The organism is Streptomyces sp. NPDC097595, from assembly GCF_044761525.1.
Taxonomy (GTDB): Bacteria; Actinomycetota; Actinomycetes; order Streptomycetales; family Streptomycetaceae; genus Streptomyces; species Streptomyces drozdowiczii_A.
Genome location: NZ_JBIWCN010000027.1, coordinates 70,798 through 93,076, shown reverse-complemented (window position 1 = coordinate 93,076; position 22,279 = coordinate 70,798). Strand labels below are relative to the sequence as shown.

At 72.5% G+C, this 22,279-nt stretch carries 24 protein-coding genes; 12 read left to right on the top strand and 12 right to left on the bottom strand.

Annotated elements, in window-relative coordinates; all coding sequences use genetic code 11:
* Window positions 1–102: 102 nt before the first annotated feature.
* From ACIQZN_RS32120 to ACIQZN_RS32100, 5 genes are all read right to left on the bottom strand, one after another.
* Entirely contained in the window at window positions 103–1,611 is a 1,509-nt protein-coding gene (locus tag ACIQZN_RS32120; protein ID WP_404001517.1) for a glycoside hydrolase family 43 protein, read from the bottom strand.
* 123 nt (window positions 1,612–1,734) lie between these two features.
* On the bottom strand, window positions 1,735–2,520 hold the full coding sequence (locus ACIQZN_RS32115) for an SDR family oxidoreductase (protein ID WP_404001514.1): 786 nt from the start codon (window positions 2,518–2,520) through the stop codon (window positions 1,735–1,737).
* 125 nt (window positions 2,521–2,645) lie between these two features.
* Window positions 2,646–4,538, bottom strand: a complete 1,893-nt coding sequence (locus tag ACIQZN_RS32110) for a hypothetical protein (RefSeq protein WP_404001510.1) — start codon at window positions 4,536–4,538, stop codon at window positions 2,646–2,648.
* Window positions 4,539–4,839: 301 nt separating this feature from the next.
* A complete protein-coding gene (locus tag ACIQZN_RS32105) occupies window positions 4,840–5,193 on the bottom strand; it encodes a VOC family protein (protein WP_404001507.1) in 354 nt (117 codons plus the stop codon).
* 254 nt (window positions 5,194–5,447) lie between these two features.
* Window positions 5,448–5,708 carry a hypothetical protein gene (locus tag ACIQZN_RS32100; protein WP_404001504.1) on the bottom strand — a complete coding sequence of 87 codons (261 nt, stop codon included), beginning with the start codon at window positions 5,706–5,708 and terminating at the stop codon, window positions 5,448–5,450.
* Between the two features lie 143 nt (window positions 5,709–5,851).
* On the opposite strand from ACIQZN_RS32100, the gene ACIQZN_RS32095 reads away from it, so the two are divergent.
* A complete protein-coding gene (locus ACIQZN_RS32095) occupies window positions 5,852–6,442 on the top strand; it encodes a TetR family transcriptional regulator (protein ID WP_404001501.1) in 591 nt (196 codons plus the stop codon).
* Window positions 6,443–6,484: 42 nt separating this feature from the next.
* On the opposite strand, the gene ACIQZN_RS32090 is transcribed toward ACIQZN_RS32095, so the two are convergent.
* The 3 genes from ACIQZN_RS32090 to ACIQZN_RS32080 are packed head-to-tail and all read right to left on the bottom strand — an operon-like array spanning window position 6,485 to window position 7,757.
* The gene (locus ACIQZN_RS32090; protein WP_404001498.1) at window positions 6,485–6,688 is read right to left on the bottom strand and encodes a DUF397 domain-containing protein; all 204 of its coding nucleotides are present in this window, start codon (window positions 6,686–6,688) and stop codon (window positions 6,485–6,487) included.
* Window positions 6,689–6,724: 36 nt separating this feature from the next.
* Window positions 6,725–6,934 carry a DUF397 domain-containing protein gene (locus ACIQZN_RS32085; protein ID WP_404001496.1) on the bottom strand — a complete coding sequence of 70 codons (210 nt, stop codon included), beginning with the start codon at window positions 6,932–6,934 and terminating at the stop codon, window positions 6,725–6,727.
* Window positions 6,909–7,757, bottom strand: a complete 849-nt coding sequence (locus ACIQZN_RS32080; protein ID WP_404001493.1) for a helix-turn-helix domain-containing protein — start codon at window positions 7,755–7,757, stop codon at window positions 6,909–6,911. Before ACIQZN_RS32080 ends, ACIQZN_RS32085 begins: the two co-directional genes overlap by 26 nt.
* Before the next feature lie 152 nt (window positions 7,758–7,909).
* Between ACIQZN_RS32080 and ACIQZN_RS32075 the strand changes: the two genes are divergently transcribed.
* The 3 genes from ACIQZN_RS32075 to ACIQZN_RS32065 are packed head-to-tail and all read left to right on the top strand — an operon-like array spanning window position 7,910 to window position 8,753.
* Window positions 7,910–8,137: a hypothetical protein gene (locus ACIQZN_RS32075; RefSeq protein ID WP_404001490.1), complete on the top strand. Its 228-nt coding sequence runs from the start codon at window positions 7,910–7,912 to the stop codon at window positions 8,135–8,137.
* Window positions 8,134–8,397, top strand: a complete 264-nt coding sequence (locus ACIQZN_RS32070) for a hypothetical protein (protein ID WP_404001487.1) — start codon at window positions 8,134–8,136, stop codon at window positions 8,395–8,397. The genes ACIQZN_RS32075 and ACIQZN_RS32070 overlap by 4 nt, the downstream gene beginning before the upstream one ends.
* Complete coding sequence (locus tag ACIQZN_RS32065) at window positions 8,397–8,753, top strand: hypothetical protein (protein WP_404001484.1); 357 nt, start codon at window positions 8,397–8,399, stop codon at window positions 8,751–8,753. The genes ACIQZN_RS32070 and ACIQZN_RS32065 overlap by 1 nt, the downstream gene beginning before the upstream one ends.
* An 8-nt stretch (window positions 8,754–8,761) precedes the next feature.
* Here ACIQZN_RS32065 and ACIQZN_RS32060 read toward each other — a convergent pair whose 3' ends face one another.
* Window positions 8,762–9,445, bottom strand: a complete 684-nt coding sequence (locus ACIQZN_RS32060) for a phosphotransferase (RefSeq protein ID WP_404001481.1) — start codon at window positions 9,443–9,445, stop codon at window positions 8,762–8,764.
* Between the two features lie 166 nt (window positions 9,446–9,611).
* On the opposite strand from ACIQZN_RS32060, the gene ACIQZN_RS32055 reads away from it, so the two are divergent.
* Window positions 9,612–10,982, top strand: a complete 1,371-nt coding sequence (locus ACIQZN_RS32055) for an alpha-lytic protease prodomain-containing protein (RefSeq protein WP_404001478.1) — start codon at window positions 9,612–9,614, stop codon at window positions 10,980–10,982.
* Window positions 10,983–11,104: 122 nt separating this feature from the next.
* Complete coding sequence (locus tag ACIQZN_RS32050; RefSeq protein ID WP_404001475.1) at window positions 11,105–11,977, top strand: carbohydrate-binding protein; 873 nt, start codon at window positions 11,105–11,107, stop codon at window positions 11,975–11,977.
* Window positions 11,978–12,098: 121 nt separating this feature from the next.
* On the opposite strand, the gene ACIQZN_RS32045 is transcribed toward ACIQZN_RS32050, so the two are convergent.
* Window positions 12,099–13,784 carry a bifunctional 3'-5' exonuclease/DNA polymerase gene (locus ACIQZN_RS32045; protein WP_404001472.1) on the bottom strand — a complete coding sequence of 562 codons (1,686 nt, stop codon included), beginning with the start codon at window positions 13,782–13,784 and terminating at the stop codon, window positions 12,099–12,101.
* Window positions 13,785–13,900: 116 nt separating this feature from the next.
* Here ACIQZN_RS32045 and ACIQZN_RS32040 point away from each other — a divergent pair, with 116 nt between their 5' ends.
* Window positions 13,901–15,058 carry a DUF2786 domain-containing protein gene (locus ACIQZN_RS32040; protein WP_404001469.1) on the top strand — a complete coding sequence of 386 codons (1,158 nt, stop codon included), beginning with the start codon at window positions 13,901–13,903 and terminating at the stop codon, window positions 15,056–15,058.
* Between the two features lie 61 nt (window positions 15,059–15,119).
* Complete coding sequence (locus ACIQZN_RS32035) at window positions 15,120–17,258, top strand: FUSC family protein (protein WP_404001466.1); 2,139 nt, start codon at window positions 15,120–15,122, stop codon at window positions 17,256–17,258.
* A gap of 18 nt (window positions 17,259–17,276) precedes the next feature.
* Here the strand turns inward: ACIQZN_RS32035 and ACIQZN_RS32030 are convergent, their stop codons facing one another.
* Window positions 17,277–17,786 (bottom strand): hypothetical protein, encoded by a 510-nt coding sequence (locus ACIQZN_RS32030; protein WP_404001464.1) that lies wholly within the window; start codon window positions 17,784–17,786, stop codon window positions 17,277–17,279.
* A gap of 249 nt (window positions 17,787–18,035) precedes the next feature.
* On the opposite strand from ACIQZN_RS32030, the gene ACIQZN_RS32025 reads away from it, so the two are divergent.
* Window positions 18,036–18,272, top strand: coding sequence for a DUF397 domain-containing protein (locus tag ACIQZN_RS32025; RefSeq protein WP_018102227.1), 237 nt, complete (start codon window positions 18,036–18,038; stop codon window positions 18,270–18,272).
* A gap of 106 nt (window positions 18,273–18,378) precedes the next feature.
* Here ACIQZN_RS32025 and ACIQZN_RS32020 read toward each other — a convergent pair whose 3' ends face one another.
* Complete coding sequence (locus ACIQZN_RS32020; RefSeq protein WP_404001461.1) at window positions 18,379–18,879, bottom strand: ATP-binding protein; 501 nt, start codon at window positions 18,877–18,879, stop codon at window positions 18,379–18,381.
* Window positions 18,880–19,226: 347 nt separating this feature from the next.
* Here ACIQZN_RS32020 and ACIQZN_RS32015 point away from each other — a divergent pair, with 347 nt between their 5' ends.
* From ACIQZN_RS32015 to ACIQZN_RS32005, 3 genes are read left to right on the top strand one after another with little or no spacing between them, the layout of a single operon-like run.
* The gene (locus tag ACIQZN_RS32015) at window positions 19,227–20,090 is read left to right on the top strand and encodes a helix-turn-helix domain-containing protein (RefSeq protein ID WP_404001458.1); all 864 of its coding nucleotides are present in this window, start codon (window positions 19,227–19,229) and stop codon (window positions 20,088–20,090) included.
* 54 nt (window positions 20,091–20,144) lie between these two features.
* On the top strand, window positions 20,145–21,602 hold the full coding sequence (locus ACIQZN_RS32010; RefSeq protein WP_404001455.1) for an aldehyde dehydrogenase family protein: 1,458 nt from the start codon (window positions 20,145–20,147) through the stop codon (window positions 21,600–21,602).
* 53 nt (window positions 21,603–21,655) lie between these two features.
* Window positions 21,656–22,273, top strand: a complete 618-nt coding sequence (locus ACIQZN_RS32005; RefSeq protein WP_404001601.1) for a PadR family transcriptional regulator — start codon at window positions 21,656–21,658, stop codon at window positions 22,271–22,273.
* Window positions 22,274–22,279 lie beyond the last annotated feature (6 nt).

Sequence of the window (22,279 nt, the reverse complement as noted above, 5' to 3'; positions counted from 1 at the left end):
TAAACAGCCTGATTCTCTTGCATTTTGGTGACCACCGGATCGGCAGGATCTCCGATCCGGTGGTTTGCCCCGTTGGTCATTTCGGTCCGCAGGCGGCAGCGCTTAACCCTCCAGCGCTTCGTACCCGAACCAGTCGAAGTGCACGGTGCCGCTCGCCGCGTACAGGCCGATCACCCGGCCCGTGAAGCCGCCGGTCACCTCCGTGGAGAGGTAGCGCCCGTCGAGGGAGCCGAGCGCGGTGAACGTGCCGTCCGGCTCCTCGACGCCCAGGGTCACCGTGTCGGGCCCCGTGCACGGGTCGAGCGGGGCACGGGTGGGGACGATGTCGATGCCGAGGACCACCGGACCGGCGGGGGCCGGGCGGGACGCGACGACCGTGCGGAGCGGGCCGATCCGGGCGACGAGCCGGATCTGGCCGCCGCCCGCCTCGACCGCGTAGTGATGCGCCTCGTCGAGCCGGACCGCGAGCCCGCCGTGCCCGTCCGCCGCGTCCACCAGCGTGCGCGTCCGGCACGCCAGGTGCTGCTGGCGGCGGCCGGTGAACACCGCGTCCGGGTCGTCCAGCGTGCCGCCCCGCCCGCGCAGGGTCAGCCAGCCGGGGCGCTCCTTCGTCCCGGCCCGCCCGGCGGTCGAGCGGCGCGGCGAGATCCAGTACGGGCGCGGCTCGGTCTCATCGAAGTCGTCCCGGGCCGGGGCTGAAGGCGCGGGCTCCAACGGCCACGCGGGCGCAGGGAGTTCGAGGGAGACCTCGCCGACGACGGGCCAGCCGTCCACCCAGGTCACCGGGGCGAGGAAGGTCTCCCGGCCGAGCACGTGCCAGCCGGGGGTGCCGCCGCCCGGCCGCACGCCGAGGAGCACCAGCCACCAGGAGCCGTCCGGCCCCTGCACCAGGTCGCCGTGGCCGGTGTTCTGGACGGGGTGCTCGCGGCCCCGGTGGGTGAGCACGGGGTTGTCCGGGCACGGCTCGAACGGCCCGGCGGGCGAGGGACCGCGCGCCACGGAGACGGCGTGCCCGCGCTCGGTGCCGCCCTCCGCGATGACCAGGTACCAGTGGTCGCCGATCCGGTAGAGGTGCGGGGCCTCCGGCGCCTTCGCCCCGGGCGCCCCGGACCAGACGCGGCGCGGTTCGCCGAAGGTCTCTCCTGTGTGCGGGTCGATGCGGACCTGGGAGACCCCGGCCACGGTGCACCAGCAGGTGCCGTCCTCGTCCCAGGCGAGGTCCGGGTCGATGCCGGGCACGCCGGGCAGCGGCACCGGGTCGGACCAGGGGCCGGCCGGGTCGGTGGTGGTGAACAGCAGGTTGCCCACCTCGACGTTGGTGACGACGAGCCAGAACCGGCCGTCGTGGTGCCGGAGCGTCGGCGCGTAGATGCCGCCGGAGGCCCGGGTCCCCGGGGTCAGGTGCAGCTGCTCGGGGCGGTCGAGGACGTTGCCGATCTGCGTCCAGTGGACCAGGTCGCGGCTGTGGAAGAGCGGGATGCCCGGGAAGTACTCGAAGCTGGAGCACGCCAGGTAGTAGTCGTCGCCGACGCGGCAGACGCTGGGGTCGGGGTGGAACCCGGGGATCACCGGGTTGCTGACGGTCGTGCCCGTCTGGTCTCGGACTGGCATGGCATCCGTTCCTGTACGTCGCGCGTGCTGCCGGAGGGGGCGTCGAAGTGTGTCTGTCGAAGCGCTTCGACACCGAGGCGACCTTAATAACCGGGTGCGCGCGCGACAAGGGGTGCCGTGGCCCTACGCGGCTCCGCCGTTGCTCTTGAGCAGCTGGCCGTTGACCCACTGGCCCTGCGGCGAGCACAGGAAGTCGACCAGGTGGGCGGTGTCCTGCGGGGTGCCGAGCCGGCCCAGCGGGGTGCCCAGGCGCAGCTCCTCCGCCAGCTCCTCGGTCATCCACCCGGTGTCCACGGGGCCCGGGTTGATGACGTTGGCGGTGACCCCGAGGTGCGCCAGTTCGCGCGCGGCGGCCAGGGTGATGCGGTCCAGGGCGCCCTTGCTGGCCCCGTACGGCAGGTTGCCGACGGTGTGGTCGCTGGTGAGCGCGACGATCCGGCCCGTCCCGGCGGGGGCGCGGAAGCGCAGCGCGTACTCCCGGATCAGCAGCCAGGTGGCGCGGGCGTTCACCGCGAAGTGGCGGTCGAAACTCGCGAGGGTGGTGTCCAGGAGCCCGGAGTCCACGGATTCGGCGTGGCTCAGGACGAGCGCGGTGACCGGCCCGATCCGCCGCTCCGCCTCGTCGAAGACGCGGGTGGGCGCGTCCGGGTCGATCAGGTCCGCCTCGATCGCGGTGGCACGGGCGCCGTGCGCGGCGAGCGACGCCTCGATGGCCTCGGTCGCGCCGCGCTCCTCGCCCCAGGTCATGCGCCGGTCGTAGGGCGTCCAGTAGGTGAAGGCGATGTCCCAGCCGGAGGCGCCCAGTTGGCGCGCGATCCCGGCACCGATGCCGACGGTGCGGCCGACCCCGGTGATGAGCGCGAGGGGGCGGGGCGGGACGGCGGGCGGCGGCGTTTCGGTGGTGGTCACGGGGCCCGATCCTGCTCGACAACCCGGGCCCCGGGCAATGGGATTCGGGGACTGACGGAAGACGCGCGGAGGCCCGTCCGGACGGTGTGCCGGACGGGCCTCCGAGGCGGCGGGCGGGCGGGGTCTCAGCCCGTCCGGCGGCGCCTCAGCGTGTACCAGGTGAGGGCGCAGACGAGGAGCACCACGCCTCCGGCGCTCCCGGCGCCGGCCGGGGTGGCGAGCAGGCCGAGGGGCGAGTCGTCCTTCTCCGAAGCGGTCGTCTTCGGCGTGGCGGCGGCTGCGCCCGGCTCCGGGCCCTTCGCACTCTCGGGCGTCGCGGCCTTCCGGCCGGTGTCGTCGCCGAAGTGGAAGACCGGGCCGGCACCGGCGCGCGGCGTGCCGGAGATGTCCACGGACAGCGAGACCGGGACGACCATGCCCTTCGCCCGGTCGCCCGGCTCGGCGAGCTGCACCTGGATGTAGTAGGTGCCCGGCACGTCGTAGCCGTTGGGGTCGCCGCTCGTCGTGGTGCTCGGATCGGTGATGTCCCAGGGGCCGCAGACCCGCTCGATGTGCCCGGTCCGGCCGGTGAGGAGCTCGGTCAGCTTCTGGTCCTCGTTGCACAGCGTCGATTGGCGCTGTGCGTTGTAGACGGTGACACCCCAGCCGGCGGTGGTGCTGTGCGGGAAGTCGGCGGGGATGTCCGCACCGGCCTTGACCGTCAGCTTCTGACCCGCCTTCAGGTCCACTCGCCAGAAGGGGGCCTCGCCGACGGTGATGGACTGCCGGTGGGTGCCCGGTCCGATCGGGGTGGCGCTGTTGAAGGAGAAGCCTCCCTCGGCGTCGGCTCCGGTGCGCGGCTCCGGAGTCCGGACCTCGTCCCCCGACGGCGTACGGTCGGCGATGCCGACGAGCAGTTCGACGGGCATGGCCTTGTCCCCGGACCGTGTGACCTTGTTCTCGACCATGATGCAGCCCATGTCGTCCCCGGCGGGCTTGTCGCTCTTCCCTCCGGCCCCGCTGCGGCCTCCGGTGGAGATGTTGTTCGCCCACCCCATGGACTGGTCGAACTCCCGCAGCCAGGAACGGGGTTCGCTCTCATCCGCGGGACCGGCGGCGACGGTGATGATGGACCCGCGGTCGTACCCCTCCTCGGCGACGGCGGTGGCGCTCACCTGGAGCAGCTGGTCCGTCCGCTTCTTGACCCGGTAGTAGAGGTCGCGTCCGCCGGTGAACTCGTCCAGGTACTGACCGGGCGTGACCAGCGGCGCGTCCCGGCAGCCGTCGAGCGAGCCGTCGACCGGCTTCCCGGTGGCCTGATAGGTCCGCCACTCCTTGCGAAACAGGGCGTCCAGATCGGAGGTCAGCGCGTCGCCGTCGCCGGAATCCGTGTACGAGCCGCCCGTGACGTCGGCGATGCACTTCAGCTGGGTGCGCGCCGAGCGGGGCGTACGGAACCCGATCACGTCCACCACCAGGTCGACGCCCTGCTTCTTGAGCTCCCGGGCCACCTCGCACGGCGGCGGCGGAGCACAGGTGTCCTCGCCGTCGGAGACCAGGATCACGCGCCGCTCGCCGCTGGTGCCGAGGTCCTTGGCCGCCGCGCGGAGCGAGACGCCGATGGGGGTGAACCCGACGGCCTCGAAGCCGGCGATCCGGCTCTTGGCGTCGGCGCGCGCCGCCCGGTCCATCGTGGCGACCGGCAGGACCGACTGCGTGTCGGCGCAGCCCTTCTTCTTGTCCTCCCCGGGGTACGTGGCGCCGTAGACGCGCAGTCCCAGCGGAGCCTGCTCGGGCGCCTTGTCGATGATCCGGGTGACCGCCTGCTTGGCGGCGGCGAGCCGGGTCCGGCCCCCACCCGCGTCGGCCTGGTTCATCGACCCGGACAGGTCGAGCACCAGGTCGATCCTGGCGGGCTCCGGAGTGTCCGGGGATGCCCTGGGAGTCGCGCCCGCGTGCGTCGCCGACGCCAGGAGGGAGCCGGCCAGCAGCACGGGAAGCGCGGCGAGTACGCGGCGCCGCCAAGGTGTCGGATTCACGAAGGTGCTCCCAAGAGGTCTGTCCGTCGGTCGGGGAGACGGAGGGCGGATCGTTCATACACACGGACGATAAGCATGTGCAAACGGTTCCGCGATCCCTCAAATGGCCTGTCGTGTCTGCATTCTCGGCGCGGACGACGGGCTGTGAGATTCCGACTGCAATGTGTCCGGCGATCCTGCCGGACCGGCGTCGTCGTCCAGGAGCCGCTGACCCCAGGCGGCCGTCACGCTCTCCTCCGGCCGTGGGGACGGCTCCGTTGCCGGTCTGTGTCGCTCCCGAGAGCGCGGGGCGTGGCGCGGGTCAGTAGTACTGGGCCAGGCAGAATTCGTGTTCTTCGGGATCGGCCATCACGACGACCACGCCTTCGTCGTAGTCGTGGCGTTCGCCGGTGAACCGGCCTCCGAGGGCGATGACTTGGGCGATGCCCTGATCGATGTCGTCGACCACGACGTCGAGGTGCAGGCGCGCCTTGCCGTGTTTCGGCTCTTTGACGGGCTGGAAGACGAGGCGGGGCTGGGGGTCGCCGCGGTGGCCGAGGTACACCCAGCCGGGCTCCGACGGCCCCCTCTGGCGGTCGAGGAGGACGCTCCAGAAGGCCGCCACCCGTTCCACGTCGATGCAGTCGATGGTCACTCCGCCCCAGCGGTTCGCCATGGTGTCAGTGCTCGCTTTGTTGTCGCGCGGGATGTCGGCGGCTCGGACTCCATCGGCCCGTCCTGCCCGCGAGGTCGGGGGCGCGCTGCGGGTGGGTTGGGGGCGGGAGTCCCCGGCGAACCCGTTGCCCGGCGCGTCGCCTGGCCGCGATCGCGGGCGTGGTCCGGTGGGTCCGGGCCGTGTGGAAAACGTGTCGGAGCATAGCTGTAATGCCCTGGATGCGCTCGGTCGGCGGGCCGCCCTTGCTCCGCGCCTCAGCCACGATGGCGCAGCACGGCGGCGCGGACCTTCAGGAGGTTCGGCACCAGCGTGTAGACAACCGCCGGCACGACGATCCCGGTGATCACCAGGGTGCGCAGAAGCACCGGGAAGCCCTTGACGTACGGGCCGACGAGCGACTGCACCACGGTCAGGGCGGCGAACACCGCGATCCAGGTGAGCAGTGCGCGCAGGTGGACGGAGGGTGGCGCGGCCGGCGGTGCGGAAGCGGTGGTGGGGCGGGCGACGGTGGTCATGAGGAGTCCCCTCCGGGTCGGTGAACGCTTACGGAAGGCGGTGGCGCTGCCCTCGGCGATGCGTTCCACTCTTCCAACCAACTAGTTGGATGTCAACCATCCAGTTGGTTGGCATCGGTGGGGAGTCGTTCTACGCTGGCGTCATGGCCTCGGACATCACCCCCACCAAGGAACGGCTCCTCGCTGCGGCGAAGGAGGAATTCGCGGCGCACGGCATCGCCGGAGCGCGCGTCGACCGCATCGCGGAACTGGCCGGTGTGAACAAGGAACGGATCTACGGCTACTTCGGCAACAAGCAGAAGCTGTTCGACGCCGTCGTGGGGCGTGCGCTGGACGAGCTGGCCGCGGCCGTCCCGCTGAAGGGCGGTGACGACCCCGCCGAGTACGTGGGCCGGGTGTACGACTTCCACCGCGACAACCCGGTCCTCGTCCGGCTCTTCTTCTGGGAGGGCCTGCACTACCGCGACGGCGTCCTGCCCAACGAGGAGGGCCGCCGCGGCCACTACGAGGAGAAGATCGCCGCCCTCGCGGAGAGCTTCGGGACCGAGGCGTCGCCGCAGGTCGCGGCGTGTCTGCTGAGCCTGATCGGCCTCGCCGCCTGGCCCAACGCGGTGCCGCAGCTGGCCCGCCTGATCATCGGCCCCGACGCGGGGGAGGCCGGAGGCCTCGATCTGCGCGCCCATGTGGTGGCCTTCGCCCGACAGGCGCTCTCGGACGTCCCGGCGGCACGATGACGGCCCCCGCCGTGGGGGCGGGGGCCGTCATCGGAAAGCGGGTTACGCGCAGTTCTTGGCGAACTCCACGAGACCGGTGAACCCGTTGGAGGACAGGGTCAGGTGCGGGCCACTCGGGTTCTTGCTGTCGCGGACGAGGAACTCACCCGTGGCGAGCGCGTGTTCGGGCGCCCACTGGATGCACTCGCCTCCTTGACCGTCGCTGTAGGTGCTGCTGACCCAACGCAGGGCCGGTGTGCTGCTCATATCGCGTGTCCTCCAGGTCGAGTTGGGAGAGCGGGGTTACGCGTGGTTCTTGGCGAGCTCCACGAGACCGGCGAAGCCGTTGGAGGACAGAGCGAGATGCGGGCCACTCGGGTTCTTGCTGTCGCGGACGAGGAACTCACCCGTGGCGAGCGCGTGCCCGGGCGCCCACTCGACGCACTCTCCCTGAGCGCCGCTGTAGGTGCTCTTGACCCAACGCGCGTCACGAGGGGCCGAGGTGCTGCTCATTCGCGTGTTCCTCCATGATCGAGTGGATAAGACGCAGCGACCGGGCCTCTGACTCGGCCAAAGCACGTAGCCGCTCGTACGTGGCTGTCCACTCCTGCACGGCCGCCATGGAGTCGTTCACGTGCCCCTGCTCTGCCGCCTCCGAGTACAGGGCCGTCGTCCCGTCAGCTTGCGTAAGCAGGATAAACGGTAGTTGGGCCGCAGGAGCACCCGCTGCGAACGTCAGCACTTGCAGGGAGACATGGGGGCTGGCCGCCATCGCGAGGAGATGTTCAAGCTGGCCCACCATGACGGCGGAACTGCCGACGACCGTACGGAGAACGGACTCGTGCAGGATCACCCACAGGAAGGGCGGAGTCTCACGCTCCAGTATTTCCTGGCGGCGCAGCCGGGTCTCGACCCGCTGCTTGATCTGAGCGTCCGACTCGCGCGGGAACCCCGCCCGGTAGACGGCCTCGGCGTACTCCGGGGTCTGCAACATCCCCATCACGAACGCGTTGGAATAGTTCTCGATCTTCGCCGCAGTCCGCTCCAACTCGATGTACGGGATGAACCACTCGGGGTGCCCGCGCTTGCTCAGCTTGGCGCGCAGGCGGACGTACGTGCCCGGCGTGCCCGCCACGCGGTCCATCGCCTGGGCGAACGCCTCGGAGGCCAGCGCGGCTCCGTTCTCGACTTTGCTGACCTGTGCCTGCTGGTAATGGAGCCGGTCCGCGAACCCCGTCTGGGACAGGTCCAGCGCGTCCCGTAACGCCCGGACCTCCTCGCCGAAGTACGCCGCGCCGTTCGAGGGCTCCCGGTCCTGGTCCAGCTGTTCGCTCATCTGTTCAACTCCCCGCTATACCCCACGCGTTGGAATGCCCGAAGACCTACCGAGCGTACGGCTTCGCGCGTCATGGTGTGAGTGATTGGTCACAGAGAGCACCCGGCGCACACGGAGCGCAGCGGGCGCACGAGGGCGTACGGAGAGACGGCATGGCGACGAAAGACGGCAAGCAGACGGCGGACGAGAAGGTCGCGGAGGCCGAGCGGGCGCGGGACGAGCTGCGGGAGGCGCTGGGCGCGGCGGGGGTGACCCTGCCGTCGCTGGGGATCGACCCCGTCTCGTACTCGCTCGCCCTGATCGACCTGGGGCGCTGCAACGCGGGCACGGCCCGCGCGCTGGCCGTGGCGCTCCGCTCGGGCACGGGTGAACCGCGGTGACGCGGCGGGTGTTCCGGTACGTGCCGTTCACCATCGAGCAGGACGGGACGGCCGAACCGGAGTACGAGGCGCGGTGCGTGTCCGGGGACGAGGCGGAGTGCGGGGCCCGGTCGGGCACCTGGACCGGGCCGGAGCCGGTCGAGGAGTGGCTGCGCCGCCACACGCAGGACACCGGACACCGGCGCTACCGGCGGAACTTCGGCGACTACGCGGTCATGCGGCCGGCCGAGCTCGCGGGGTCGAACGGTGGCGCGGGGTGATGTTCACTCCCGCCGTCGAGCGTTCATGGCGCGACGCGTGGCCGCTGCCCGCGCAGGCCGGTGACGGGAACGCGTGGGTGACGGGGACGTGCTGGCTGTACTGCCGTCGCGAGGCGGTCGCGGTGCTGTGGCTCGGCGCCGTGGTCACTCCGGCCGCGACGGGCGACGTCTACGCCTGCGGCCCGTGCGTCGCGGAGCTGGCCCGCCTGGTCCGCGTACAGGCCCACCTTCGGGACGGCATCGCGGCCCCGGCCGCAGCGCAGCGGCCCCGCCCCCGGTCGTGCGAGCACCGCCGGGTCGTCCTGCACGGGGGCAAGACCCATTGCGGCGAGTGCAGCCGCCAGTTGTATCTGTGAGGCCCGCGCTACCGGCCCGCCAGCGCGGCCACCAGGGCCGCCGCCTCCCCGATCAGGGCCTTCTCGGCCGGGCTCATCGTCGGGTTGAGGCTGCGCCGGTCGGCCGCGGCGCCGAGCTGGGCGGCGGGGATGCCGTCGTCGGCGGCCAGGCGGGGCACCAGGGCGGTGACCAGCTCCCGGGCCCCGTCCGCCGCCGGGTGGCCGGGGTCCACCGCGACCTGCGCCAGGATCAGCGCCGACATGGCCCGGTCCAGGGCGGGCGGGCCCTCCTCGGTGTTGCTCCAGTCGATGACCACGGGCCCGTCCGCCGTCAGCATCACGTTGTCCGGGTGCAGGTCCAGGTGGAGCACCCGGTCCTCGGGGTCGGGCGAGAGCCGGGCCGGGACGGAGTGCAGCTCGGTGAGGAGCCCGGCCAGCAGCCCGGCGCCCTCCTCGGCGCCCACCGCCCCGGACATCAGCGACTCCAGCATCGTCGGACCGTGCAGGCGCTGGAGGACCAGATCGCCGGGACCGGCCGACGGGGGCAGCGGGCCCAGCCGGGGCACCGGATAGCCGGAGGCGGACAGGTAGGACATGACGGGCAGTTCCCGGGACGCGTCCATCCCGTCGCGGTAACGCCGCAGCACCCACGCCTCGTCCAGCTCGTACACGTCCGCGTTGCGTCCACTGCCCAGCAGTCGGCCTATTCGCATGAGGGGAACCTACTCGGGCCCCGTATACAAAGGGAGTTCAGGCCCGGGCCGGGTGCCCCATAACGCGGCGCGATGGGGCGGACGGGATCTCCTGAAGCTGACGTGTACGCGGCTACCTTGGCGGCGATTCCCCCGAAGCGCTTCCCCCGAAGTCAAGGAGAGTTCCGTGGAGAGATCCCCGCTCCGCAGACGGGCCCTGGCCGCGTGTACCGCCACCGTCGCCGTCGGCGCGCTCGCGCTCGCCGGTCTCACCGGCACCGCGTCCGCCGACCCCGCCTCCACCGCCCCCACCCCCGTGGCGGGCTCCGCCCAGCTGTCGCCCGGCCTGCTGAAGGCCATGCAGCGGGACCTCGGGCTCACCGCCGCCGAGGCCCGTGGCCGCGTCGCGGGCGAGTCCCGGGCCGCCGCCCTCACCGCCGGGCTGCGGTACTCGCTCGGCGAGCGGTTCGCCGGTGCCCGGGTCAGCGGTGACGACGCGGACCTGACCGTCGCCACCACCGACGCCTCGGACGCCGCCCGCATCACGAAGGCGGGCGCCCGCGCCGTGGTCGTCGACCACAGCCTCGCCGAACTCGACGCCGCCAAGGCCGCCCTGGACGCGGTCGCGCTGCGCACCGCGCCGAAGGACATACCCGCCTGGTACGTCGACGTACGCACCAACCGCGTCGTCGTCCAGGCCGGGAAGGCGGCCGCCGCCGACGCGTTCCTCGCGAAGGCCGGGGTCGCCCGCGACCTGGTGACGGTCGCCCCGTCCACCGAGCGGCCCCGCACCTTCACGGACCTGCGCGGCGGCGACGCGTACTACATGAACGGCTCGGGCCGCTGCTCCATCGGCTTCCCCGTCAAGCGCGGCACCCAGGGCGGCTTCGTCAGCGCCGGGCACTGCGGCACGCCGGGCGTCTCCACCAGCGGCTACAACCAGCAGGCGCAGGGCTCCTTCCAGGGGTCCACCTTCCCCGGCCGCGACTACTCCTGGGTCGCCACCAACACCAACTGGACCCCGCGCCCGCTGGTCAACGGCTACGGCAACGGCGATGTGACGGTCACCGGCTCCACCGAGGCGGTCGAGGGTTCGTCGGTCTGCCGCTCCGGCTCCACCACCGGCTGGCACTGCGGCACGGTCCAGCAGCGCAACAGCAGCGTCACCTACCAGGAGGGCACCGTCTCCGGGGTGACCCGGACCAATGTCTGCGCCGAACCCGGCGACTCCGGCGGCTCGTTCATCTCCGGCAGCCAGGCCCAGGGCGTCACTTCCGGCGGCACCGGCAACTGCTCGCAGGGCGGGGTGACCTACTTCCAGCCGCTGAGCCCGGCGCTCCAGGCGTACGGGCTGACCCTGGTCACCAACGGCTCCACCACCCCGCCGGACCCGACCGACCCGCCGACCAACCCGGGCGGCACCTGGGCGGCCGGCACCACCTACGCGGCCGGTGACGTCGTGACGTACGGCTCGGCGAGCTACCGCTGCCTCCAGGGCCACCAGGCCCAGCCCGGCTGGACCCCGCCGAACGTCCCGGCCCTCTGGCAGGCCGTGTAACCACCCCCGCACCACACCCCCTCAGGCGATCGAGGAACGGGCCCGGGGCGACCGACACCGCCCCGGGCCCCCGCACCGCGCACGTGCCCCTTCCCCCCACCACCCCGAGGAGTCCGTCAGCCATGCCCCCCGCATCCCCCGAGAGCAACGAGCCCGCAGCCGCAGCCGCAGCCGCAGGCGGTCCGGCGATCAGCCGCAAGTCCCTCCTCAAGGCGGCGCTCGTGGCCACCGCCGTACCGCTGTTCGCGGGCGGTGGAGTGGCGCTGGCCCGCGACGCCGGGAACACCGGCCGGCCGCTCGCCCCGACCCCGGACTGCGACGACGGCGACGAGCCGACGCACGACCAGATCGAGGGCCCGTACTTCAAGCCCAACTCCCCGCTGCGCACCAGCCTGGTGACCTCGTCGACGCCCGGCGTCCCGCTCACCGTCAGCGGTTACGTCTTCGGGCGCGAGTGCCGCCCGATCCCCGGTGTGCTGCTCGACTTCTGGCAGGCCGACACCAACGGCGCGTACGACATGAGCGGATTCAACTTCCGCGGCCACCAGTTCACCGATCAGAACGGCGCGTTCACGCTCACCACGATCGTGCCCGGCCTCTACCCCGGCCGCACCCGGCACATCCATGTGAAGGCCCAGGCCCCCGGCTCGGGCATCCTCACTACCCAGCTCTACTTCCCCGGCGAGCCGCGCAACAGCACCGACATGCTGTACGACGCGGCGCTGCTGATGAACGTCCGGGCGGTCGGCTCCGGCAAGGAGGGCACCTTCGACTTCGTCCTCGACGTCGCCCAGGACCCCACGGACCCGACCGACCCGCCCACCGACCCGACCGATCCGCCGACCACCCCGGGCGGCACCTGGGCGGCAGGGACGTCCTACACCGCGGGAGACCGCGTCACATACGGCGGGGCCGCCTACCGCTGTCTGCAGGCTCACACCGCCCTGACCGGCTGGGAGCCGCCGAATGTCCCCGCGTTGTGGGAACGCGGGTAGACACGCAGACCGGTTGAGCGGCCGCAACCGCCGCGCCCACGCGCCCCGGGCTCTCTCCCCGGGGCGCGTACGGCGCACGGCCCGGGCCGGAGGGGGTTCGGTCCCGGGCCGTTTCAGCCGTTCATTTCGCGTCCGAGTAGCGCTCCACCACCGCCGTGGTGAACGGGAAACGCACCGGTGTCTCCCCGAAGGCCGTCCGGCCGGCCACCCCGGCCGCCTCCCGGAGCGCCGCGACGACCGCGTCCGTCTCCGCGAGCGGACAGTGCACGATCACCTCGTCGTGCTGGAAGAAGACCAGCTCGGCCCGGAGCCCGGCGGCGGCGAGCGCCCGGCGCAGCGCCGCCAGGAGCAGCAGCGCCCACTCCGCCGCGCTGCCCTGGACCACGAAGTTCCGCGTGAACCGGCCGCGCGCCCGCGCGTCCGACGAGGCGTATCCGGGGGTGTACTCCGCCCGCGCCCCGTCCTCCTCCTGCGGGATGCCCGCCTCCTCGTCCTCCCCGTGCCCGGCCGCCGGCGGACTGGTCCTGCCCAGCCACGTGCGTACGAGACGGCCCTCCTCGCCCGCCTTCGCGGCGTCGTCCACATAGGCGACCGCGCGCGGGAACCTGCGGCGCAGGGCCGCCAGATTCTTCAGGCCGTCCCCGGAGGTCTGCCCGTAGACGGCACCGAGCAGCGCGATCTTGGCGTGGTCGCGGTCGCCGTGGAAGGCGCGGTCGGACAGCGCGGTGTAGAGGTCGCCCTCATGGCCCGCGACCTCCATCAGGCCCGGGTCGCGGGAGATCGCGGCCAGCACCCTGGGCTCCATCTGGGCGGCGTCCGCGACGACGAGCCGCCACCCCTCGTCCGCGACGACGGCCCGCCGGATCACCTTGGGGATCTGGAGCGCCCCGCCGCCGTTGGTCGTCCAGCGCCCGGAGACCGTGCCGCCCGGCTGGTACTCGGGGCGGAAGCGGCCGTCGCGCACCCAGTCCTGGAGCCAGCCCCAGCCGTGCGCGGTCCAGATCCGGTACAGCTTCTTGTACTGGACGAGCGGCGCCACCGCCGGGTGGTCCAGCTCCTCCAGCTCCCAGCGGCGCGTCGAGCGGACCTTGATCCCGGCCTGCGCGAACGCCCGCACCACATCGGCCGGCAGATCCGGGCGCACCCGGCGGCCGAAGGCGGCGGACACCTCGTCGGCCAGCTCGGCGAGGCGGCGGGGCTCGCCGCCGCCCGCGTACCGCTCGCCGAGCAGTTCGCGCAGCACCTCGCGGTGGACGTCGGCCCGCCAGGGCAGGCCCGCCCGGTTCATCTCGGCGGCGACCAGCATCCCCGCCGACTCGGCCGCCGTGAGCAGCCGCATCCGGTCCGGCCGGTCCGTCGCCTCGTGGCGCGCGAGCTGGGCCGCGTACACCTCGGTCAGCGCGTCGAACGGCAGCTCCGGGCCCGAGGGCGGATCGAACAGGGAGGACTGGGAGCCGGGCTCCGCCGACCGGGGCGGCGGATCGGGCGGGACCGGGCCGCCGCGCAGCCGGGCGAGCGCGGCGGCGGCCGAGCGGGGCTCGCCGAGCCGGCCCTCGTGGCCGAGGAGCAGGGACTCGGCGGCCTCCACGTCGTAGACCCGCTCGACCCGCACCCCGGCGGCCAGCAGCCGGGGGTAGACCTCGGCCGTCGAGCGCCACACCCAGCGGGTGACGTCCGGCCGGGAGCGGACCGCCTCCGCGAGGTCCGGCTCGGTCAGGACCGGGCCCGCCGGCAGTCCGGAGCGGTCCAGCGGGGCGAGGCGCGCGCCCCCGCCCTCCGTGACGGCCAGCGCCCAGCGTTCGGTCATACGGCCGAGTCTGGCACCCGCCACTGACAACGCCCCGGAGCCGGAGTCTCGTGCGCGCGTTCGATATCCACAGCCTGTGGAGACCGCTGTGGACAGGGCTTGCTTACGCTGACCTCATGGAATCGGTGATCGACCAGGCGTTCGCGGCCGCCCTCTACACGGAGGGCGACGCCGGTCTCGACGCCGGCGCCTCGCTGCTCGCCGCCGCCCCGGAGTCCGACGCGGAGCTGGTGCGCCGGGGCGAGGAGTTCGTCCGCCGGGCCTGGCAGCGCGGCTGGCTCCCCGCCGACGTCGTCCGCCTCGTCCGCCGCGACCTGGACGAGCACGCGGCGGGCCTGGCCGCCGGGCTCATCGCCTCCGAGGTCCGCCGCTACGACGAGCTGCCGCCGCGCTGGCGGGCCCAGCTGGACGAGCTGCCCGCCGCGCCGCCCGCCAACCGGCCCGACCGGTTCTCGTACGCCTCCGGGCTCCTCGTCCTCTTCCGGCTGCTGCTCGCCCTCCCGGCCATCGAGCCCGTCGGGCCCCCGCCGGGCGCGGCGCGCGAGGCCCTGACCCGGCCGCCCGCCGCCGGGGAGCCCCGCATGCTGACCCGCATCCGCGCCCTGCTCGCGAAGGCGGAGGCGACCGGCTTCCCGGAGGAGGCCGAGGCCCTGACCACCAAGGCGCAGGAGCTGATGGCCCGGCACAGCATCGACGAGGCCCTGCTCGCCGCCCGTACGCACGGCGACCGCACCCCCGGCGCCTGCCGGATCGGCGTGGACGCCCCGTACGAGACGGCCAAGGCGATCCTGCTCGACGCGGTGGCCTCGGCGAACCGCTGCCGGGCCGTGTGGAACAGCGACCTGGGCTTCACCACGGTCGTCGGCTTCGAGGCGGACCTGGAGGCCGTCGAACTGCTCCAAACCTCGCTGCTCGTCCAGGGCACGGCCGCGATGACCCGCGCGGAGGCGGGCCAGCGGGCCGGCGGACGTAAGCGGACCAAGACGTTCCGGCAGTCCTTCCTGATGGCCTACGCCCAGCGCCTGGGCGGCCGCCTCGCCGACGGCACCGCCCGCGCCACGGCCGAGGCGGAGGGCGACACGGCCGCCGACAGCGCGCTGCTCCCGGTGCTCGCCGCCCGCGACCTGGCGGTCACCGAGACCGCCGACCAGATGTTTCCGCGCACCACGACCACCCGGGTCAGGGGCGCCACGGACCTGGACGGCTGGACGCACGGCACGGAGGCGGCGGACCGGGCGCGGATGGGCGGGGAGCCGCGGGGCATCAGGCGCTGAGCGCCGCACGGTCGTAAAACCACAACTCGGGCAAAGCGGTGATTCCGGTTAGGCTCGGCACATGAGCTGGCTCCGGGCGCTGAAGGAGACCGCCCGCTCCGGCCTGAAGATCGAGCGGCGCCGCCTCGAACCGCTGATCGCGGTGCGCGGCGCGGCCGGGCTCGCCCTGGTCATCGGGGTCAGCCTCGCGCTGTTCGGGCCCGTGGTCGCGGCCAGCTCGGCGTTCGGCGCGTTCCAGGCGGCCATCGCCACCTTCCAGCGCAGCTGGCGCCCCCGCCCGGTGCTCGCCCTGGTCTCCGGCATCAGCCTCGGCCTGTCCACCTTCCTGGGCTATGTGACCGGCGTCCATCTCGCGCTCTTCATGGTCCTCCTGGTGATCTGGACCTTCCTCGCCGGGCTGGCCTGGGCGGCGGGCCCGACCGGCGGGATCATCGCCGCGTCCAACGTCGCGATCATGCTCGTCACCATCACCCTGCCGACCTCCGTCGCCCAGGCGGCCCTGCACGGCGCGATGATCATGTTCGGCGGGGTCGTCCAGGCGGCGCTGATCGTGCTCTTCCCGATCCGCAGATGGGGCGCCCAGCGCGACGCGCTCGCCGACGCCCTGGCCGCCGAGGCCGACTACGCCCGGCGGCTGCGCCACGACCCGGTCGCCCACTTCGACCCGGTGCCCCTGATGCTGGCGCGCCGGGCCGCCGCCGTCACCGCCCGCGAGGCCCGCCGTCGCCCCGCCGAACTGCACGGCTCACGCGGGGTCGCCGAACGCATCAGGCCGGTCCTGGCCTCGCTCGCCGACCCGGCCATGGGCGTGCCCGCCGAGGGCCCCGAGCGCGACCGCGTCCGCGAGCTGCTGGCCGCCGCCGGATCCCTCCTCGACGCGGCCGCCCGGGCGATCCGCAAGGGCGACCCGGTCAGGCTGCCCGCCCCGGCCGTCGCCGCGCTGAAGACCCCCGACACCGGGGCCCTGCTCACCGGCCCGCCGCTGCGCGCCGCCGACCGGCTCGCCGCCCTGCTCTCCGACGTCATCGAGGCCGCCGAGGGCGACGGCACCAAGGAGGAGCGGGCCGGGGCCGAGGAGGCCGCCGACGCCATCAAGGAGAGCCGGCTGCCCGCCGAACACCACCCGCGCCCCGGACTGCTGCGCCTCGTCCCTGTCGTCGTCGGAGCCATGCGCCGCGAGGCGCACCACGGCTCCCCGATCCTGCGGCACGCGATCCGGCTCTCCGCCGTCGCCGCCGTCGGCTATCTCCTGGGCCGTCTGCTGCCGCTCGGGCACGGCTACTGGGCGCCCCTGGCGGCGGTGATGGTGATGCGGCCGGAGTTCTCCCAGACGTACTCCCGCGCGGTCGCCCGCTTCGGCGGAACGCTCGTCGGCGTCTTCCTCGCCTCCGCGATCGTGGAGGCCGCGCACCCGGGCACCGGACCGCTCGCCGCCCTCGCCGTGATCTGCGCCCTGCTGATGTACCTGCTGATGCGGACCGGCTACGCGGTCGCCCAGGCGTGCGTCGGCGCGTATGTCGTCTTCCTGCTCGGCATGGCGGGCGACGACCTGTCGCAGACGGTCTTCGAGCGGGTGCTCCTCACCCTGGGCGGCGGGCTCCTGGCGATGATCTCGTACGCCGTCTACCCGGCCTGGGAGACCCCGCGCCTGCGGACCCGGCTCGGCGACTGGCTGAAGGCGGACGGCCGTTACGCGGCGGCGGTCGTCGACCAGTACGCGGACCCGGCCGAACGCGGCCGGGGCGATGTGCGGCACGCCCTGCTCGCCACCCGCGAGGCCCGGGTCGCCTGGCAGGAGGCGGTGGCGACGGCCCGGCACGAACCGGTGCGCCACCGGGGCCTCTCGCACGCCGCCGCCGACGCCACCCAGCACTCCCTGGCCCAGCTCGGCCGGGTCGCGATGCTCCTGGAGGCCCACATCCCGCGCGGCGCGGCCGAGCCGGTGCCGGGGGCCGCCGCGCTCGCCGACGCGCTGCGCCGGGCCACGGACCGGGGCGCCAAGGCGGTGCGGGAGCGGCGGGTGCCGGACTGGACGCCGGTGCGGGAGGCGCTGGAGCGCTGGGAGGCGGAGTGCCGGGTGCGCGAGGAGGAGGCGGCGGAGGGCGGTGCGCCGCCCTCCGCCGGGGCCGGACTCGTACGCAACAACGTGGCCCTGGTCCTCGACGTGCTGGAGGACTTCTCGCGGGGCCTGACCTCGTGACCCCGTGACGTCATGACGTCACGGCGTCGGCAGGTCCGACATGCCGGGGAGGTCCGGGATGTTCTCCAGCGCGTCCGCGTCGGTCTTCTCCAGCGTGTCCTTCTTCCCGCTGCCCCACACGACGACGACGGTCTTGCCGTCGTTGGACTCGACCTCCCCCGTGGTCCGGGCGGTGTCGCCGTCGGCGCACTTCAGCTCCAGGGCCGGTTTGCCCTCGCCCGACACGGAGCCCGAGCAGACATGGGAACCGGCGACGACGAACGCCTTCCCGGCGGCGACGGACAGCACCACCGGATCGCCGTCGCTCTCGCCCGCCCAGGCGCCCTCCAGCGCCTTGGCGTCCCCGGCGGACGCGTCGCCGCCGTCGGCCCCGGACGACGCGTCGCTCCCGCCCGCCGTGGGGCTCGCGCTGGACCCGGAATCCTTGCCCGAGTCGCCCTTGTCACCGTCGCTTCCGCAACCGGTGAGCGCCAACGCGGCCAGCAGGCCGGTGGCGAGGACTGCGCCGGTACGTGCGATTTTGTACATGTGGAATTCCCCCTGGAAGACGAATGGCCATCCAAGCTACCAGTGGGTCGCAAGGGGCGTTGAGAAGTCAACTCCCGGAATCGGGAGCCTGAGAGGCCGTTCACGCGTCTCTGTCGACGGGAGCTGTAATCACGACGACACCCCGCGTGCACGTGCATCCGCCCGTGCATCCGCTCATGCATCAAGAATTGAACAGAGCTATGATCCGGGACAGTTGACACTTGCACCTTGCAACTCGGGGAGCGTCCTGTGCACCACGTGTACAACGGCATGGCGGCCACAGAGCTTCGCGGAGTCGTCTGGCAGAAGAGCAGACACAGCAACTCCCAGGGTTCCTGCGTGGAGTTCGCGAAACTGCCCGACGGAGATGTGGCGATGCGCAATTCGCGCCACCCCGACGGGCCGGCGCTGGTCTACACACCCGCCGAGATAGAGGCGCTGCTCCTCGGCGTGAAGGACGGCGAGTTCGACCACCTCGTGGGCTGATGGCCCGTACGCACCACAAAGGGCCGAACCCCGCCTGATTCAGCGGTGTCCGGCCCCAGGGCGGTGTGCCACGCGGTGCGCCGGCCGGCCGGTCGCACCGCCCCCGTCACACCGGGTCGGTCAGTCGGAACAGTGCCCAGACGACCTTGCCTCGGGAAGCCGCCGTGCCCGGCGCGCTCTCGGCGGTCAGTACGGGGGAGGGGTGCCAGCCCCAGCAGTCGCTGAAGGACTCCACCAGGAACAGCCCCCGCCCCGACTCGGCGGAGTCCGCCGCCTCGGAGGCGACCGGGCTCGCCTGGCTCGGATCGCGCACCGCGCACACCAGCCGCGAGGTCCAGCGCATCAGGTGCAGCCGTACGGGCGGCTCCTGGGGCTCACGCGGGGCGTCGGCCGGCAGGGCGTGCCGCAGGGCGTTGGTGACCAGCTCGGAGACGACGAGCGCGACGTCGTCGAAGCGCTCGCTCAGACCCCATCCGCCCAGGGTGGACCGGGTGAACTGCCGTGCTCCGCCCACCGCTTCGTAGCGCGGTGGCAGCGTGCAGGTGGCCGACCCGGAGACGGCCGAGGGGTCGATGGGAGGAAGCCCCTGCCGTAACGGCTCGAGCATCGTCGATCCATTCGTCCCCATGCGAGGCACTCCCGGGAATCGCGGCTGGACCGGTACTCCGTACCGGCGACAGCGGCACAACACGAACGAGAACGCAGGTGCGCGGGCTCCATGGTTCCGAATGCGCACAGCAGATGCAAGGGCAGATGCACGTGCACGCGCCTGACCTGTCCGACCCCGTCCGGTTCTTGCTCATTTATTCCCCGTCCCGGTTTCGCCGTCTTCCCAAGCTCTTCCCATTTCCGTAATCGAATGAGTACGGGGCGAAGCGTTTTGATGGCAGAATCCGGCACTTGGGGTTCAGGGGGAGCCCCGGTGCCAGGAAGCGATGGGGAGGGTTGGGACCAGTGGCGGCAGGCGAGTCGAGTGGGTCCGTGGTGCGGCGCATCCTGCTGGGCTCTCAGCTCAGGAGACTGCGTGACTCGCGAGGCATCACGCGCGAGGCGGCCGGCTACTCGATCCGGGCCTCCGAATCGAAGATCAGCCGCATGGAGTTGGGACGGGTGAGCTTCAAGGCCAGGGACGTCGAGGATCTGCTCACGCTCTACGGCGTCACGGACGAGGCGGAGCGCGACTCCCTCCTCGCCCTGGCCCGTGAGGCCAATGTGGCGGGCTGGTGGCACAGTTTCGGGGACGTACTGCCCGGCTGGTTCCAGACGTACGTCGGTCTGGAGGGGGCGGCCTCGCTCATCCGCATCTACGAGGTCCAGTTCGTGCACGGACTCCTCCAGACCGAGGACTACGCCCACGCGGTCGTCTCCCGGGGCATGCGCGGCGCGCCCCCCGCCGAGATCGAGCGCCGCGTCGCACTCCGCCTCGAACGGCAGAAGGTCCTCGTCTCCGAACGGGCGCCCCACTTCCACGCCGTGCTGGACGAGGCGGCGCTGCGCCGACCGTACGGCGGACGCGAAGTGATGCGTGCGCAATTGCGGCATCTGATCGATATGTCGGAACAGCCGAACATCACGCTCCAGGTGATGCCGTTCAGTTTCGGCGGGCACTCCGGCGAGAGCGGATCGTTCACCATGCTGCGATTCCCGGAATCCGATCTGTCGGACATCGTGTATTTGGAGCAGCTGACCAGCGCGCTCTATCTGGACAAGGACGAGGAAGTCGCCCAGTACGAAAAGGCGATGACGCGGCTCCACGAGGAGAGCCCGGACCCGGAGGAGAGTCGTGACCTGCTCCGAGGACTTCTCCAACTCTCCTGAATTTTCAGTACGATGACACTCCTACAGGAGTCTGCACCTGAGTTAAGGGATCGCATGTCCTTCTTCCAAGAGCTGGCCGGCCAGTACATCGACGGTGAATGGCGGACGGGCACCGGCTCCTGGGACATCATCGATTTCAATCCGTACAACGGCGAGAAGCTCGCCGCGATCACCATCGCCACCGCCGCCGAGGTGGACAGCGCCTACCGCGCCGCCGAGCGCGCGCAGGGCGAGTGGGCGGCGGCGAGCCCGTACCGCCGCCGGGACGTCCTGGAGCGCGCGCTGCGCGTCACCGAGGAACTGGCCGACGAGATCACCGAAGCGATCATCGACGAGCTGGGCGGCACCCGCACCAAGGCCGCGTACGAGCTGAGCCTCACCCAGGAGTTCCTGCGCGAGGCCGCCCGGCAGGCGCTCTCGCCGGAGGGCCGCATCCTGCCCTCCGCCGCGGACGGCCGGGAGAACCTCCTCTACCGGCTGCCGGTCGGGGTCGTCGGCGTCATCAGCCCCTTCAACTTCCCGCTCCTGGTGACGATGAAGTCGGTCGCACCCGCCCTCGCCCTCGGCAACGCGGTCGTCGTCAAGGCCAACCAGAACTCGCCGGTCGTCGGCGGCGGGCTCGTCGCGAGGATCTTCGAGGAGGCCGGGCTGCCGGCCGGGCTGCTCAACGTGGTCGTCACCGACATAGCCGAGATAGGCGACGCGTTCATCGAGCACCCCGTGCCCCAGGTGATCTCCTTCGCCGGATCGGACCGGGTCGGCCGCCATGTCGCCGCCACCGCGGGCGCCCTCTTCAAGCGGACCATTCTCGAACTCAGCGGCAACAGCGCCCTGGTGGTGCTCGACGACGCCGACATCGACTACGCGGTCGACGCCGCCGTCTTCAGCCGGTTCATCTACTCCGGCCAGGTCTGCATGGCCGCCAACCGCATCCTGGTGGACCGCCCGGTGGCCGCCGAGTTCACGGAGAAGTTCTGCGCCCGCGTCGCCGCCCTGAAGACCGGCGACCCGCGCGAGCCGGACACCCACATCGGCCCGGTCATCAACACCTTCCACGCCGACTCGCTGGCCGCCCTGGTCGACCAGGCGATCACCGAGGGCGCCGAGGCGCCGGTGCACGGGCGGGTGCGCGGCAATCTGGTCGAGCCGACCGTGCTCACCGGGCTGGCCGAGGGCTCCCCGCTGCTGCACCAGGAGATCTTCGGCCCGGTCGCGCTGCTGGTGCCGTTCGACGGCGAGGACGAGGCGGTCCGGATCGTCAACGACAGCCCGTACGGCCTCAGCGGCGCCGTGCACACCGCGAGCACCGGCCGGGGCGTCGGCTTCGCCCAGCGCATCCGCAGCGGGATGTTCCACGTCAACGACTCCACCGTGCACGACGACCCGGGCATCGCGTTCGGCGGCGAGAAGGACTCCGGCCTGGGCCGGATGAACGGGGACGCGGCGGTGGACGCGTTCACCACCCAGAAGTGGATCTCCGTCCAGCACGGCCGCAGCGTCTTCCCCTTCTGACCTCGCGGGCTCGGCCCGATACGCTGGTCGGGTTGACCAGAGAGGTGGAGGGCATGTCCGCGATCCGGCTGCTGGTCCTCGGCGCCGTGCGCCAGCACGGCCGGGCCCACGGCTACCAGGTCCGCAACGACCTGGAGTACTGGGGCGCCCACGAGTGGTCCAACGCCAAGCCCGGCTCCGTCTACCACGCGCTGAAGCAGCTCGCGAAGCAGGACCTGCTCCTCGCCCACGAGGTGGCTCAGAGCACCGTGGGCGGACCGCCGCGCATCGAGTACGAGATCACGGGGCGCGGCACCGAGGAGTACTTCACCCTGCTGCGCGCCTCGCTCACCTCGTACGACCAGCGGATGGACGTCCTCTCGGCGGGCATCGGCTTCATCGTCGACCTGGAACGCGCCGAGGCGGTGGCCCTGCTCCGGGAGCGTCTGGAGAACCTCGCGGCCTGGCGCGCCGCCGTCACCGAGCACTACCTCCCCGAGGGCGGCCCGGAGCAGCTGGGCCACATCGGCGAGGTCATGAACTTCTGGGTGCACTCGGCGGACGCGGGCGCGGAGTGGACGCGCGGCCTGATCGCCCGGATCGAGGCCGGCGCCTACGTCTTCGCGGGCGAGGGCGACCCGTTCGTCGGCGTACTCGCGGAGGGCGAGGAGAACCCGTACGCGACGGGCTAGGTGTAT